The organism is Saccharopolyspora sp. NPDC049426, assembly GCF_040676935.1.
Classification (GTDB): Bacteria; Actinomycetota; Actinomycetes; order Mycobacteriales; family Pseudonocardiaceae; genus Saccharopolyspora.
The window spans coordinates 55,122-68,143 of the sequence record NZ_JBFAPZ010000015.1 but is presented as its reverse complement, the minus strand read 5'-3'; the positions used below and the strand labels follow the sequence as shown (position 1 = coordinate 68,143).

At 67.1% G+C, this 13,022-nt stretch carries 13 protein-coding genes; 5 read left to right on the top strand and 8 right to left on the bottom strand.

Annotated elements, in window-relative coordinates; all coding sequences use genetic code 11:
• Positions 1-178 precede the first annotated feature (178 nt).
• The 3 genes from AB0J78_RS27705 to AB0J78_RS27695 all read left to right on the top strand — a co-directional run bounded on the left by AB0J78_RS27705 (position 179) and on the right by AB0J78_RS27695 (position 2,139).
• Positions 179-514: a DUF742 domain-containing protein gene (locus tag AB0J78_RS27705; protein ID WP_363793998.1), complete on the top strand. Its 336-nt coding sequence runs from the start codon at positions 179-181 to the stop codon at positions 512-514.
• 81 nt (positions 515-595) lie between these two features.
• Positions 596-1,228 (top strand): ATP/GTP-binding protein, encoded by a 633-nt coding sequence (locus tag AB0J78_RS27700; protein WP_363793996.1) that lies wholly within the window; start codon positions 596-598, stop codon positions 1,226-1,228.
• Between the two features lie 167 nt (positions 1,229-1,395).
• Positions 1,396-2,139 carry a hypothetical protein gene (locus AB0J78_RS27695; protein WP_363793994.1) on the top strand — a complete coding sequence of 248 codons (744 nt, stop codon included), beginning with the start codon at positions 1,396-1,398 and terminating at the stop codon, positions 2,137-2,139.
• On the opposite strand, the gene AB0J78_RS27690 is transcribed toward AB0J78_RS27695, so the two are convergent.
• The 5 genes from AB0J78_RS27690 to AB0J78_RS27670 all read right to left on the bottom strand — a co-directional run bounded on the left by AB0J78_RS27690 (position 2,114) and on the right by AB0J78_RS27670 (position 8,293).
• Positions 2,114-3,061 carry a patatin-like phospholipase family protein gene (locus tag AB0J78_RS27690; protein ID WP_363793992.1) on the bottom strand — a complete coding sequence of 316 codons (948 nt, stop codon included), beginning with the start codon at positions 3,059-3,061 and terminating at the stop codon, positions 2,114-2,116. The genes AB0J78_RS27695 and AB0J78_RS27690 overlap by 26 nt on opposite strands.
• Positions 3,062-3,123: 62 nt before the next feature.
• Positions 3,124-3,558, bottom strand: coding sequence for an alternative ribosome rescue aminoacyl-tRNA hydrolase ArfB (gene arfB, locus AB0J78_RS27685; RefSeq protein WP_363793990.1), 435 nt, complete (start codon positions 3,556-3,558; stop codon positions 3,124-3,126).
• A 107-nt stretch (positions 3,559-3,665) separates the two neighbouring features.
• Positions 3,666-5,033, bottom strand: coding sequence for a serine hydrolase domain-containing protein (locus tag AB0J78_RS27680; RefSeq protein ID WP_363793988.1), 1,368 nt, complete (start codon positions 5,031-5,033; stop codon positions 3,666-3,668).
• An 87-nt stretch (positions 5,034-5,120) separates the two neighbouring features.
• Positions 5,121-6,080 (bottom strand): CPBP family intramembrane glutamic endopeptidase, encoded by a 960-nt coding sequence (locus tag AB0J78_RS27675; RefSeq protein ID WP_363793986.1) that lies wholly within the window; start codon positions 6,078-6,080, stop codon positions 5,121-5,123.
• Positions 6,081-6,193: 113 nt separating this feature from the next.
• Complete coding sequence (locus tag AB0J78_RS27670) at positions 6,194-8,293, bottom strand: transglycosylase domain-containing protein (protein WP_363794169.1); 2,100 nt, start codon at positions 8,291-8,293, stop codon at positions 6,194-6,196.
• Positions 8,294-8,607: 314 nt separating this feature from the next.
• Here AB0J78_RS27670 and AB0J78_RS27665 point away from each other — a divergent pair, with 314 nt between their 5' ends.
• Positions 8,608-8,985 (top strand): hypothetical protein, encoded by a 378-nt coding sequence (locus AB0J78_RS27665; RefSeq protein ID WP_363793984.1) that lies wholly within the window; start codon positions 8,608-8,610, stop codon positions 8,983-8,985.
• Here the strand turns inward: AB0J78_RS27665 and AB0J78_RS27660 are convergent.
• Both AB0J78_RS27660 and AB0J78_RS27655 read right to left on the bottom strand, forming a co-directional pair.
• Positions 8,978-9,403: a hypothetical protein gene (locus AB0J78_RS27660; RefSeq protein WP_363793982.1), complete on the bottom strand. Its 426-nt coding sequence runs from the start codon at positions 9,401-9,403 to the stop codon at positions 8,978-8,980. The genes AB0J78_RS27665 and AB0J78_RS27660 overlap by 8 nt on opposite strands.
• A gap of 184 nt (positions 9,404-9,587) precedes the next feature.
• Positions 9,588-10,721: an MFS transporter gene (locus AB0J78_RS27655; RefSeq protein ID WP_363793980.1), complete on the bottom strand. Its 1,134-nt coding sequence runs from the start codon at positions 10,719-10,721 to the stop codon at positions 9,588-9,590.
• 145 nt (positions 10,722-10,866) lie between these two features.
• Between AB0J78_RS27655 and AB0J78_RS27650 the strand changes: the two genes are divergently transcribed.
• Positions 10,867-12,111 (top strand): M14 family zinc carboxypeptidase, encoded by a 1,245-nt coding sequence (locus tag AB0J78_RS27650; RefSeq protein ID WP_363793978.1) that lies wholly within the window; start codon positions 10,867-10,869, stop codon positions 12,109-12,111.
• Between the two features lie 174 nt (positions 12,112-12,285).
• On the opposite strand, the gene AB0J78_RS27645 is transcribed toward AB0J78_RS27650, so the two are convergent.
• Entirely contained in the window at positions 12,286-12,987 is a 702-nt protein-coding gene (locus AB0J78_RS27645; protein ID WP_363793976.1) for a DUF6319 family protein, read from the bottom strand.
• Positions 12,988-13,022: the final 35 nt, after the last annotated feature.

Here is a 13,022-nt window from a genome sequence, read left to right as displayed (position 1 = left end):
GGATCCCGGGCCCCAGAGCACGACCGAGTCGGAGGAGGTCAAGGACGCCTCCCAGGCGCGGTCGGCCTCCCCCGGCCCATCCACAGCACCACAGCCGACCGGTGGTCGCGGCAACCCCGTTCCCTCGAGTGCGGCCGGTTCTCAGACCGCACGGGACGCTTCGCCGTCCGGTGAAGCGATGTCCACCTCCATCCGCCCGTACGCGTGGACCGGTGGACGAACCAGGTCCAACCACCACCTGGAGCTCGAAACGCTGGTTTCGGCGAGCGATTTCTGCACGCCGGAGAGGTTGCAGCGCACCGAGCACCACGCCGTCGCTGAGATCTGCCAGCATCCGCGGTCGATCGCCGAGGTCGGCGCGATGCTGGGAGTTCCACTCGGCGTGGCGAAGGTCCTGCTCGGCGACATGGCGGATCTAGGTCTGGTCACGGTGCACGAGACGGTCAGCGACAACAGCAGCTCGTCGCACTTCTTGTTGATGGAACGGGTCCTGAGCGGACTTCGCCGACTCTGACTTCCCCCAGCGCGCGGGTCTCCTGGGCAGCGCGCCGAACGCAGACACCCAGCATTGACTTGATGACTGAAGTGGGCAGACATGAATCCTGATAGGCAAGCCCGACCTGAATACCCCCGCAGGTCCCCGAACACCACCTCCGCGAAGATCGTCGTCGCAGGTGGTTTCGGCGCCGGCAAAACCACATTCGTCGGTTCGGTGTCGGAAATCGTGCCGTTGACCACCGAAGCGGTCATGACCGAGGCCAGCCACGGCATCGACGACCTGCATGCGACCCCGAACAAGCAGACCACGACGGTGGCCATGGACTTCGGCCGTCTGTCGCTGGACTCGGACCTGATCCTCTACCTGTTCGGCACACCTGGTCAGCACCGGTTCTGGTTCATGTGGGACGACCTGGTGCGCGGAGCGATCGGTGCGGTCGTCCTGGTCGACACGCGCCGGCTGGCCGACTGCTTCTCGGCCATCGACTTCTTCGAGGACCGGAAGCTGCCCTACATCGTTGGGCTCAACTGCTTCGACGGCAACCTGCAGCACCGGGTTCAGGAGGTTCGCGAGGCGATGGCGATCCCGGCGGACGTTCCGATCGTCACCTGCGACGCCCGAAACCGTGAGTCCACCAAGCAATCTCTGATCCGGTTGGTCGAATACGCGATGCAGTGGTGGATGCAGAAGCATCCGGAAGAGCAGGGGAGCCTTTCTGCCACCCGCTGAGCGGTCTTCTCTCGGTGGGTATGGGTACGATCCCGCCCGGCTGCACTGACCGGAACGTTCCCATACCCACCCAGAATCAGCTAATCACCCGGTCAGGTGGTCACGACACACGCATCGGCCGTGCCTGCTACACGAATTCGGCGCCTAGTATGCGGATAGTTCTACGCATGCAGAAGACGACCGCCGCCAAAGCCGCCGCTCTGAGCTTCCGCCGCCGCGTGTACCGGGTCAGTGAACTGACCAAGCTCGGGATCAGCCAGTCCACGGCCTATCGCTGGGCTCGTGCCGACGGCCCGTGGACACGTCTGGCCCCAGGAATCGTGCTCGTCGCCCCCGGCCCTGCGACGGTGCGGGATCGCATCGACGCTGCTCTGCTTCGCGCCGGGCCTCACGCGATGCTCACCGGATTGCACGCGGCTCGCCTGCACGGCTTGAAGTCGCCTCCGGAATCGGCCGACATCCACGTCCTCATCCCGCATCGCCAGAAGATCCAGAGCTACGCGGGCACCAGGTTCGAGCGCACCACCCGACTGCCGAAACCCGTTTTCATCGAAGGGATTCCGGTGGCGCCGCCGGTGCGCGCGGTGATGGACGGTGCTCGCACCTTCATGTCGGCGGCACTGACCCGGCAGGTCTTGTTCGAGGCGATCAAGGCGGAGAACCTGTGCCGTTTCGAAGAACTCGTGGCCGAGATGGACAGCGGAAGCCGACGGGGAACAGCCGTGCCCCGCGCGACGCTGCGCGCCTACAAATCCGGTCTTGAACCGCCACGAGATCTCCTGCGCGTGACGCTGACACCCACTTCCGGCCCGCCGCCACCGCGTGCTGTGCGACCGCGCCGCCGTTCCCTGTGGAGCGCGGGGCGGTTGCTCAGCCGCACCGTCCTCAGAACGCTGGTGCCGAGTCCGTGATTCCGAACTGCTCGTCTCCGACGGGTCTTCCGGCGATGGTGACGGGGTGCCCGGCCGGAACGGGTGTGGCTGCGGGAAGCCAGTCGCGGGCGACGCGCCAGGCGCTGTCGATCAAAGCCCCGGAGTGAGCGAAGGAGTAGGGCGAAAGACCGACGATGGAAGGAGCCGGCACCACGTACAACTCGCAACGCGGGGCGTTGACCTGCATGTCCAGTCGTGCTGCGGAGACCATCGCGGCGCCCAGAGCAGCTCCGTTGACACCACTGATCGAGCGCGGCGGTGACTTCGGCGGCGGCCAGGTCGCGATCGAACCGATCCCGCGGCGCCGATCCTGGGTGAACTCGAAAGGCTCAGTACCGCCGCAGGGGAGCACGAACACCCGTTGTGCTCCCTGCTCAACCGCGCGGCTGATGGGCATGAACGCGGCAGGTCCACCGTCGACGAGCCAGCGTCCACCGACTTCGACTGGAGGGAACATCCCAGGAATCGAGCACGACGCCACCAGCGGTGGCAGGGCAGGGCCGTCTTCGAAGTAGACGGCATCACCGGTGTCGAGATCGGTCGCGGTCACCGTCAGCGGGATCGCGCCCTGCTCCAGCCTGCGGAACGGCAGGGTTTCGTGCAGCCAGCGGGCCAGGCCGTGGTTGCCCATGACGTGGTTGGACAGACCGAGCTTGCCGGCGAGGATCCTGGTGGGCTGGATCGGGAACACGTCGGCTCGCCGCATCGACTTCCACAGGTCGCGCAGCTTCTCGGCACCGCGCGTGGTCGGATCACCGGCCAGCCACGCCGCGTTGAGCGAGCCCGCGGAGGTTCCCACGACGAGATCCGGCACGATGCCCGCCTCGAACAGTGCCGTTGCCAGACCTGCCTGGATGGCTCCGAAGGTGGAGCCGCCGGGCATGACCCATGCTGTGCGCATCAGCTCGTTCCCTCCTGCGTTCACCTGTGCGCAAGAGTAACCAGGAACGCGGTCTTCGCAGCTCAGGCGTCGCCGGGATCACCTCGTCTGCGCTGACGTTTGACTTCAGCGCGCCGTTTCTTGCCGGCGAGTCGTCGCCTTTGCGATCCCTTGGTCGGTTTGGTGGGGCGGCGCTTCGCAGCGGGTGGCGCGACGGCGGAGGCCAGCACCGCGGCGAGGCGTTCCCGCGCGGCTTGGCGGTTGGCCAGCTGAGCTCGGTTCTCGGAGGCGGTGATCGTGAGCACGCCATCGACCAATCGATTCCCGAGCTTCTCCAGCGCCCGTGCGCGCAGTCGCTCGGGCACCGAGGACGAGCGCGCCAGGTCGAACGAAAGCTCCACCCGCGAGTCGGTGGTGTTGACTCCCTGCCCGCCTGGCCCCGACGACCTGGAGAACCGTTCGGACAGTTCTGCGGGCGGAATGCTCCAGCCACTCGTGATCGGCAGGTCGTCGGCCATACCGCAAGCATGCCGCACGGGTTCTGCTCGGCATAGTCGCGCCCGCCTGGGCAGCTTGGGTCCCTTCGTCCTGGATCTTTGGCAGGAAGGGACCCAAGCTGCGCGGATCAGCTTCCTGCGGGCCGCCATCCCGCAACGCCACCGGGCACCGGGGCGTCTGAGGCGTATGGGGTGCGAGTGAAGATGAATGTGTTCAGGTTGAGGTGGTTGGGCGTGCCGTCGGCGTCTCGGCCGATGCGCAGGATCTCGCCCGCGTAGTAGCCGTCCAGACCGGTCCAGGTGCCGTCGCCGTTCGGCCGGAAGCGCGAGGCCCTTCCTCGACGGCCGTGACCGAGCCTGAGGTCGAGGAGTCCGTTGCTGAGCACGCGCAGCACGTGCGGCGACGGGCCCCAGTACCACTCCCCCGTCAGTTCCAGCAGCCCCATGTCCACGTCCGGTCGCGGGATCCAGGGCTTCGGGATTCGTGGTTCGTGCTCGGCCAAGGCGTCAAGCAGGTCCGTGCCCAGCGCCCCGGTGACTCCCGCCGTCGTGTTGGCCATGAAGATCACCGCCTCGTTCTCGGCGGGGTCGGTCCACACGCTGGCCAAGAAGCCCGGCATCGAACCGCTGTGCCCGGCCAGGCGACGACCGTTGTGTCGCATCAGCTGAAAACCGAGCCCATAACCGGAACGCCATTCAGGCCCGTCGTCCACCGATCCGGGCACGCGCATTTCGGCCACCGTGTCCGGGTGGAGCACTTCGCCGGTGTCGCCCAGGACGAAACGGGCCCACCGGACCATGTCGTCGTAGGTCGACCACAGCTGCCCTGCGGGCGCCATCGCACCTGCGTCTTCCGCGGGCTCCGGTAGCACCACGTCCGCCCACGGGTGGACGGCAAATCCCTCCGCGTGGGGCGCGACGGGGCTCAAGGTCGTGCGGCGCATGCCGAGCGGCCGCAGGATCTCGCGCTCCATCACCTGGTGCCACGGGGCGCCACGAAGCCTGGCGACCAGTTCACCAAGGATCCCGAAACCCACGTTGGAGTAGTGGAACTGGTGGCGCGGTGTCGGGCGAAGCGCACTGTCGTCGACGGAGGCGAGCAGCTCCTCCGGGCTTCCACCCGGGGTGCGCTCCCACCACTGTCCTGCGGGCTCGGCGGTCAACCCGCTGCACTGGCTGAGGATCTCGCCAATGCTGCGGTTGCCGAGCGACGTCCCCGGCAGGTACTCGTCCAGCTTGTCGACGAGGTCGAGTCGGCCTTCGTCGCGCAGACGCATCACGAGCACGCCCACGAACGTCTTCGTGATCGACCCGATCCGGTATTGGGTGTCCGTCGTGGAGGGAGCATCGTTCACCTGGCCACGGGAACCGAACCAGACCGTCTCTCCATCACGCACGAGACCGGCGATCAGCGAAGGAACACGGTTTTCACTCTGCTCCACGGCCAGGCGCCGCAGCAGCACGCGCTGGGTGGAGGGCAGCAGACTCGTCACCATGCCCCAATGCTTTCACGCCAAAGGACCAGCACACGCACATTTCGCGATCGGATGGAGCAGGGTGGCGGAAAGGTTCCCTTGCCCCGCTCATGCCTTGCGACTGCGACGCTCGACCCCCTTGCTGATTCCTTCCTTGGCGACCTGGAAGCGCACGGGCAGCCTTCCGAGCATGACCAGGACGAGGATGAGCAGAATCAGCACGATCCAGCCGCTCCATCCCAGCAGGCCGACGCTGGCGTTGTCGACCGGGTGACCGGCCTGGCTGAAGATCACCGCCATCGCGCCCGCGGAGTTGAGGAAGCCGTGTGCGATCGCGGCCGGCCACACGCTGCCGGAGGCGAGCCTCAGCCAGCTCAGCAGCGTCCCCACGAGCACGCAGAAGCAGCCCATCATCAGGAACGACACCACGATCGGAACCGTCGGGTAGTTGTATCCGAGGAGCAGGATCGGCGCGTGCCAAAGCCCCCACAGGACACCTGTGGTGAGGAAGGAACCGGGCTGTCCCAGCGGCAGCAGGGCTTTGGTCAGGTAACCGCGCCAGCCGAGTTCTTCGCCGAGCGCAGGCAACGTGTGCACCCATCCGAGCAGGAAGACCTGGCCGAGCTGGGTCAGTGCGAGCGCCGTCGGTGATGTCTGGTTCTGCTCGCCGACGACGGTGGCTCCGAACTGCTCGACGAGTCCCGAGAAACCGGTCCAGTCCGCCTTGTAGACGCCGAGCAGGTAGCCGACCAGCAAGGCGAGCAGCACTGCCAGCAGAGGACCGACGCACCCCAGGACGGCGTATCTCCACCACTTCTTGATCCCGCCGGGGTTGGTGAGTCCCAACTCGCGCAACGGGGCGCTGCTGGGACTGATCCACTTGGTGACCACCACTGCCGCGACGGCGGGAATGAGCATCACGAGGGTGAGAGCGACCGGCGCCCATTCCCACGACAGTCCCTCACCGGTCAGCCACAGCGGTGTGCTCAGCAACCAAGCAGGTGCATAGGCGAGGACCACGAACCAGCCGGTGCCGCGAACATCCACTCGATCACGTTCGGAAACCACGCAGGCATCTTGCCAATGTTTTCTGAGTTATCGCTGAGTACGGCCTGATGACACGAAAATGGGGACCCTCCTGCCACTCGACATGACAGCAAGGTCCCCATGCTCACATCCGATTACGGCGCCGGTGCCGCAGGCGGCGTCGCGGCGGGCGGTGGCGTGCCCGGCAGGGCGGCAACCGGCAGTCCGCTGTGGATCTTGGTCATCGCGTCGAACCACGTTCGCGCGGGCACCTTGCCGCCGTAGATGTTGCCGCCACCGCCGCACAGGTAGGGCGGCGCGTCTCCGCCACCGTCACAGATCCCTTCCGGGCGCTTGCCGTCGGAGTAGGTCAGCACGGCACCGGCCATCTGCGGGGTGGCCGCCAAGAAGGCCGCGGACTTGTGCTCCTGGGTCGTACCGGTCTTTCCGATCATCGGACGCGCCCACTGGACGGCCTGCGCCGCCGCACGGGAGGTTCCCTCGGTGTCGTCCTTGCTCAGCCCTTGCGCGAGCGCGGTGGCCACCGCGGGTGCCACCGCCTGCTCGCAGGCGGGCTCACCGAGCTGCACGGAGTTGCCGTAGCGGTCCTTGACCTCTTCGATCGGGGTCGGCGGGCAGTAGACGCCATCGCTCATGATCGTGGCCGCGACGTTGGACAGTTCCAGCACGCTGGTCGGCGTGAAGCCGAGGGTGAAGGAACCGTTGTTGCGCCGCTTGATCGAGTCGCCCAACGCGGGCCCGTTCGAGCCGTCGTCCTTGAGGGTCGACCCCAGCGAGTTGACACCGTTGACGCTCTTGCGCATGCCGAGCTTGGCGGCCATGTCGACGGCGTTGTTCAGGCCGGCCCGTTCCAGCAGCGCCACGAAGCCGGTGTTCGGCGAGGTCGCCAACGCCATCTGCAACGTTCGCGGTCCCGGCCTCACGCCGTCGGCGTTGTGCACGGTGTAGGGCGCCTGCCCGTTCTTGTAGATCCGCGAGGTGTAGCTGGCGGGGACGTCGATCGTGTCGTAGATGCTCATGCCGCGCTCGATCGCAGCACCGGCGGTGAAGATCTTGTAGATCGAGCCCGCGCCGAAGGGCTGCACGCGGCTGACGATGTCGTAGGCCGTCTGGCCCTTGCTCGGGTCGTTGCCGAAGTCGCGGTTGGCGACCAGGGCGCGGACCTTGTGCTTGTCCTTGCCGGGTTCGACGACCGACATCGCGTTGGCGATGCCATCGGTCTGGGTCGGGACCTGCTTCTGGGCGGCCTGCTTGGCAGCGTCCGAAGCAGTGCGGTCCAGCGTCGTGCGCACCGTGTAGCCGCCGACCTTCAGCTTGTCGGTGTCGATGCCGTAGCGCTCGAGGTAGTCGCGGACGTAGGTGCAGAAGAATCCGTCGGTGGTGCCGTCACCGATGCCGACGCAGCCGTTCGGCGGCCGCCCCAGCGGGGACAGGACACCCAAGGGCTCCTTCTTCGCGATCTCAGCGTCTTCCTCGGTGATGCGGATGTCGTTGTTGCTGTCGGCCATCAGGTCGATGACGAGGTTCCGCCGGGCCAGCGCGTCCTGCGGGTTGCTGTTGGGGTTCAGCGAACCGGGCTGGTTGACCACGGCGGCCAGCAGCGCTGCCTGGGCGATCGTCAGCTTGTCAGGAGTGGTGCCGAAGTAGGTCTGGGAAGCAGCGCCGACCCCGAAGGTCTGGTTGCCGAATGGCACCACGTTGAGATATCCGGTGAGGATCTCTTCCTTGGACATGGTGCGTTCGAGCTCGACGGCGATCTTGGCTTCGCGGAGCTTCCGGGCGACCGTGGTCTCCTTGGCCTGCTCCGCCTCCAACTCGGTGGTGGCCGAGACGTGCACCAGGTAGTTCTTCACGTACTGCTGGGTGATCGTGGACGCGCCCTGCGCTGTCTCGCCGCTGCCGATGTTCGTCGCGAGTGCGCGGATCGTGCCGTGCCAGTCGACGCCGCCGTGATGCCAGTAGCGCTTGTCCTCGACCGCGGTGATGGCGGCCTTCATGGTGTCGGCGATCTGCCCGGGGTGGGTTTCGACCCGGTAGTCCTTGAAGAAGTAGGCGATGGGTTTGCCGTTGCGGTCGGTGACGGTCGACACCTGCGGCATTTCGCGTTTGGCGAGCGAACTCGACATTTTCGACATGGCTTGGGTGGTCTGGTTGACCATCGCCCCAGCCCCGGTCGCAACCGGCAGCAGTAAAGCCGCCACGAGTACGCCGGCTAGGACGCACAGTCCGAACATCTTCAACAGCACGCCGCTGCGCACGCCAGCCCCTATCCCCAAAGTGTCCGCAAGATCCGGCCGCCGACCGCGCCAAGTGGCGCGAACCCACGCTCTCGCTCACCGATCCCAGCCACCGGGAAGAACCACCGGCTTCCACTGCCCGGAAGCGATCGGCATCCGTTTCGCTTTGCCGTCGACCAGTTCGTTGATATCACACCAGCCCGCGCGCTCCGCGTGCTGCCGAACAACTGAATTCGACTCGAAACCGACACGAAAACAGGCCGAGTAACTACACTTCGTGACAGAAGGGTTCCCTTGCTCGCGGAGGAAACATGACCGATCCGTTCCTGGATTCGCTCGCCACCGCCCTGGGCGGGCAGGCGGCCACCGCTCTGGGTGCCGCTGGGACGATGGCGTTGGCGAAGGTCCGCGACCTGCTTCGCCGCAGGTCGCAGCAGGACCCTGAAACCCAGGCGGCTTTGGAGGCCGCCGAGAGCGACGATGCGGGCCCAGCTCAGGTCACAGCACTGGCGGAGCGGCTGGACGCGGTGTGCTCGGAGGACGAGGAGTTCGCCGAACTGCTGCGGCGCGAAGGCGCCGCCGTGCATAACGAGATCACGGCGTCGGACAACGTCGTCAACATCAACAACGGTCAGGTCAAGAATTTGGTGCAGACCCGCGAGATCAACGGCGGGATCACCTTCAACTAGTGCGCTGATCCGACTGGTCGAGCCCGGCCAGATACCGGTTGTACTCGGCCAGCTCCGGGTCTTCATCCGAATCAACAGGCGGCGCCGGTGGCGGCACCAGGGGCCGTGACCGGCGCCGTTCTGGTTCTTCGGACACCGCTTCGCCGGTGCTCGCCCCTTCTTCGGCCCCGGCGCCGCTCGCAGGTTCGGTCTCGCCGCGCTGCTGCGCGAAGTCCATGCGGATCAGCTTGATCCAGAGGAAGATCGTGAAGGCGCCGAACAGCGGCCACTGCAGCGCATAGCCGAGGTTCTGGAAGCTCCCTCCGGCCTCGTGCGCGCGATCCCACTGCCACACGGCGAGGAAGCCGGTGGCGATCGTGGCCACGACGAACAGCGCATGCAGAAGCAGCCAACGCGGGGTCAACAGGCTGCGCAACACGCATCCGATTCTAGGTGCTCTCGGTGGACGGCGACGGCCTGGCACCGTTGCCGCTCGTCTCAGCCACTGTGCGTGATCTCGTTCGTCTGCCCGATCCCAAGGGACTCCTGTGGCCAAAGGCACAGGTCGGCAAGGTCCCTCTTCGGTCGTGGCCGCACGGCGGATGACAGGAAGGTTCCCTCGCTCACGCCCACCGGCGGCCGGCCAGGGCGCGGCAGGCGAGCAGCAGTGCGCCCGTGATCGCGAAGGTCACCGGGTATCCGGACGCGGCGATGAGGACGCCGAACCCGATCGCGCCGAGTCCGTGACCGCCGTCGTAGGCGATGTTCCACGCGGTGCTCGCGGTCGCCGAGTCGGCGCGTTCCAGCATGAGGATGAGGGTCGTGTTCTGAACGGCTCCGAAGCCGGTGCCGAACACCGCCGCGCCCGCCAGCGCCACCGGGTCCGCGGTCCACGCGGCCAAGGCCAGCAGCAGCACTCCGAAGCCGCCGAACAGCACCGAGGGCGCGAGGACGCCCTGCTGCCCGAACCGGTCCCCCAGGTGCCCGGCGAGCCAGCGGCCGAGCATGGTGGCGGCGGCGAAGATCAGCAGGGCGGCCGGGGCGACCGACGAGGTGACGGCCAGCGGCAGGAACGCCGTCAAACCCCCTGCCGCGGCCGTGTTGACCGCCATGACCGTCCAGGAAGGCAGCAGCGCGACCGGCCGGGCACGCGCTCCTCGCTCCTGGTCGCGGGTGCGCACCCGCTCGATGCCCAAGATCGTCAGGGCGGCCAGGACCGGGATCGCACCGGCGGCCCAGAACAGGGGCCCGAACCCGATTCGGCCGCTCAACCACACGCCGGCGGGCAGCAGGGCGACGTTGGGCAGGCCGATGGCGAGTCCGTAGTAGGCGGCCGCCCTGCCTCGTTGTGCGACGGGCACCAGTTCTGCGGTCAGCGCCGAGCCGGTGACCGTCAGCACCCCGAACCCGATTCCGCGCAGCGCCGAGACTCCGAGCAGCACCCACATGTCGCTGGAGAGCGCGAACAGCGGAGTCGGAAGCCCGATCATCGCGGTCCCCAGGGCGAACAGCCCGCGGCAGTCCATTCTCCTGAGCAACCACGGCATCGCCAGCTGAGCGAGCACCGTGACCAGCATGAAAACAGCGTTCGTCGCGCCCGCTGCGATCTCGCCGGCGCCTCCGGCCACGGCCCACAACGGCACCACGGGCAGGAGCAGGGCGTACCCGGAGAACCCTCCGACCGTCGCGATCAGCAAGAAGCGGAACGAGCGCTGCCGCAGCGGGGTCCTGGATTCGTTCGAGACGGGTGTTCGCACCTGCTCTTGATAGGCGGTGGACCCTTCACGTGTCCATTCGACGCTTGGCGAGAACCTTCCGAGTTGTCCCCTCTTGGCCGATTGTGCGCTTTCTGTCGATCGACTTGTCTGGTGCCCCGTTTCGGCAACGGCAAGGAGTCCGGCAATGCAGAGATGGCAAGCACTGGCGTTGGCGGGTGTCGTGGTGGGCACCGGATTGGTCCCCGCGACCGCAGGAGCACCACCGACCATGGCCGCACCGCCCCCGTGCAGCGAGGAACCTCGGGAGAACCCGATCACCGAGTTCACCAGCTACGACGAGATGCTGGTGGAGCTCGACCGCATCGAACGCGTCAGCGCCGGCCGGGTGGCCGTTGAAGACGTGGGCGGTTCCAACAAGGGCCGCGACATGATGCTCGCGCGCGTGGGCACCGGGCCCAAGGTCGTTCTCATCACCGCCGAGATTCACGGCAACGAGAAAACGGGCCCTGACGCCCTGCTCGACATCCTCGACTACTTGGGCACGTCGGACTCCACCACCGCGCAGCAGATCCGCGACCAGGTGACGGTGGTCGCGATGCCGAAGATCAACCCGGACGCCGGTTCCCTCGACCGGCGCGGCAACGACATGACCTGGCAGGAAGTTCAGTCCCGGTTCCCCCAGCTGGCCACGTCACCGCCGCCGTGGAACTACATCACCGACCAGCGGCAGGGCGACGACTACTCGCAACGCCCGGGCTTCGACGTCAACCGCGACTACCACCCGAACCTGGCGTACCAGCCGCAGCCGCAGGACTTCCCCGGCAGCAGCGACCGGCCCGGCTGGTTCATCAGCCCGGAGACGCAGACGGTCCGCGACGTCTACACGGGGCTGCAAGCGGAGTTCGGCGCTGTTGACACCTACGTCGACCTTCATCACCAAGGAGCCTGCTACACGGTTCCCGGAACTGACAGGTTCGTGACCATGAGCCTGTCCGGCAAGTTCGTCGCTGACCCGAACACGCCCGAAGGCGCCACCTTCGCCGAGTTCGCCGACAGCTATCGCCCGGAGTACTCCAAGCAGCTCAACGTGGCGGCGTACAACGCGCTTCAAAGCGCTGCGGAGCGCAACCCCGATTTCGGCAACATCACGTTGTACCCGCAGGACATCAACCTGCCCGGTACGGGCTTGGGAGCCTTCCAGCTCAACGGCAGCGGTGCCGTGCTCTTCGAGGTGCGCGGTCAGACCCAGACGCTCGGTGAGCAGCACCGCGAAATGCTCACGCGGACGGTCTACATCGGCTTGGACGGGATCCTTTCGTCCATCGCCTCCGGCGAGGTGACCCAGCTCGACCCGGCCGCCTACGACCAGATTCCGCCGACCGACCGCGGCCAGCGGACCCTGCAGGGGACGACCGACATCGAGGGCTGATTCCCATCAGCGCTGCACTGTCGTTTACCTCCAGGCGCGCGGCCGGAGGGCCTTGGAGCTGGGAGGAGACAGAAAGGTTCCCATGCTCCGCAGGCACTCCACGCGACCTTCAGGCACGGGCGTGATGGGTTCAGGTGAGCGTGTCGTTGTCGTCCCCGCGGGGACGACAACGACTCACTCGTCGAGTTCTTCCAGTGCCGCCTCGGCGGCTTCGAGCTCGGCTCGGAGTTGTTCGACGCGCGCGCGGTGCTGTTCGCGTGCGGCGTCGATCAACGGCTCGACTGCCGCGGCGACGTCGTCGTGCAGCAGTTTCGCCGCCTGGGCCACGGCGTTGGCCGGAACCTGGGTGGGTTTGACCAGTTTCCGCTTGGCGTTGGCGACTTCGACGCTCCACTGACCGTCCTGGCCGGCGGTGAGCGTCACGACGGCACCGCCAACGGGCTGCTTGACCTGGCGCGGTTTGCGTCGTGCCGCGGAGTTGTCGGCGGGTTTGGCCGTGGCCTGGGTGCTCGACTTGGCGGCGGGAGCAGGCGCTGGTTTCGCGGCGGGCTTCTCGGCCGGCTTCGTCTCGGTCGCCCGGCTCGGTGTGCTGGCCGGGGTTTTCGCGGCGGGTTTGGCCGCCGGTTCCGGCGTCGGCTTCTTGCGGGGCGGCTTGACCTGGGTGACTTCTGCGGCGGAGAAGGACAGGACGTCCTTCGAACCGGCCGGGCGGACCTGGATGAAGTCCCCTTCGGCCGGCTCGCCGAGCGCGATCACCTTGCCGGAGCGCCCTTCTTGGACTCCGACGGCAGAGCTGGTGAACCACACCGTCGGCGTGGTTCCAGCGCTGAGCTCCTCGCGGATTGTGCGCAGTTCATCGGACGACAGCGGTGACATCGCCGCCCCTAGCTAGGGTGCGCCCCTGGGGGCTG

Excerpts from the sequence above, each read along its gene's own strand:
- AB0J78_RS27680 (WP_363793988.1), bottom strand. The coding sequence starts at position 5,033 with ATGGTGACGAGTCTGCTGCCCTCCACCCAGCGCGTGCTGCTGCGGCGC.
- AB0J78_RS27695 (WP_363793994.1), top strand. The coding sequence starts at position 1,396 with ATGCAGAAGACGACCGCCGCCAAAGCCGCCGCTCTGAGCTTCCGCCGC.
- AB0J78_RS27665 (WP_363793984.1), top strand. The coding sequence starts at position 8,608 with ATGACCGATCCGTTCCTGGATTCGCTCGCCACCGCCCTGGGCGGGCAG.
- AB0J78_RS27690 (WP_363793992.1), bottom strand. The coding sequence starts at position 3,061 with ATGCGCACAGCATGGGTCATGCCCGGCGGCTCCACCTTCGGAGCCATC.
- AB0J78_RS27705 (WP_363793998.1), top strand. The coding sequence starts at position 179 with ATGTCCACCTCCATCCGCCCGTACGCGTGGACCGGTGGACGAACCAGG.
- AB0J78_RS27700 (WP_363793996.1), top strand. The coding sequence starts at position 596 with ATGAATCCTGATAGGCAAGCCCGACCTGAATACCCCCGCAGGTCCCCG.
- AB0J78_RS27650 (WP_363793978.1), top strand. The coding sequence starts at position 10,867 with ATGCAGAGATGGCAAGCACTGGCGTTGGCGGGTGTCGTGGTGGGCACC.
- AB0J78_RS27645 (WP_363793976.1), bottom strand. The coding sequence starts at position 12,987 with ATGTCACCGCTGTCGTCCGATGAACTGCGCACAATCCGCGAGGAGCTC.
- AB0J78_RS27670 (WP_363794169.1), bottom strand. The coding sequence starts at position 8,293 with ATGTTCGGACTGTGCGTCCTAGCCGGCGTACTCGTGGCGGCTTTACTG.
- arfB (WP_363793990.1), bottom strand. The coding sequence starts at position 3,558 with ATGGCCGACGACCTGCCGATCACGAGTGGCTGGAGCATTCCGCCCGCA.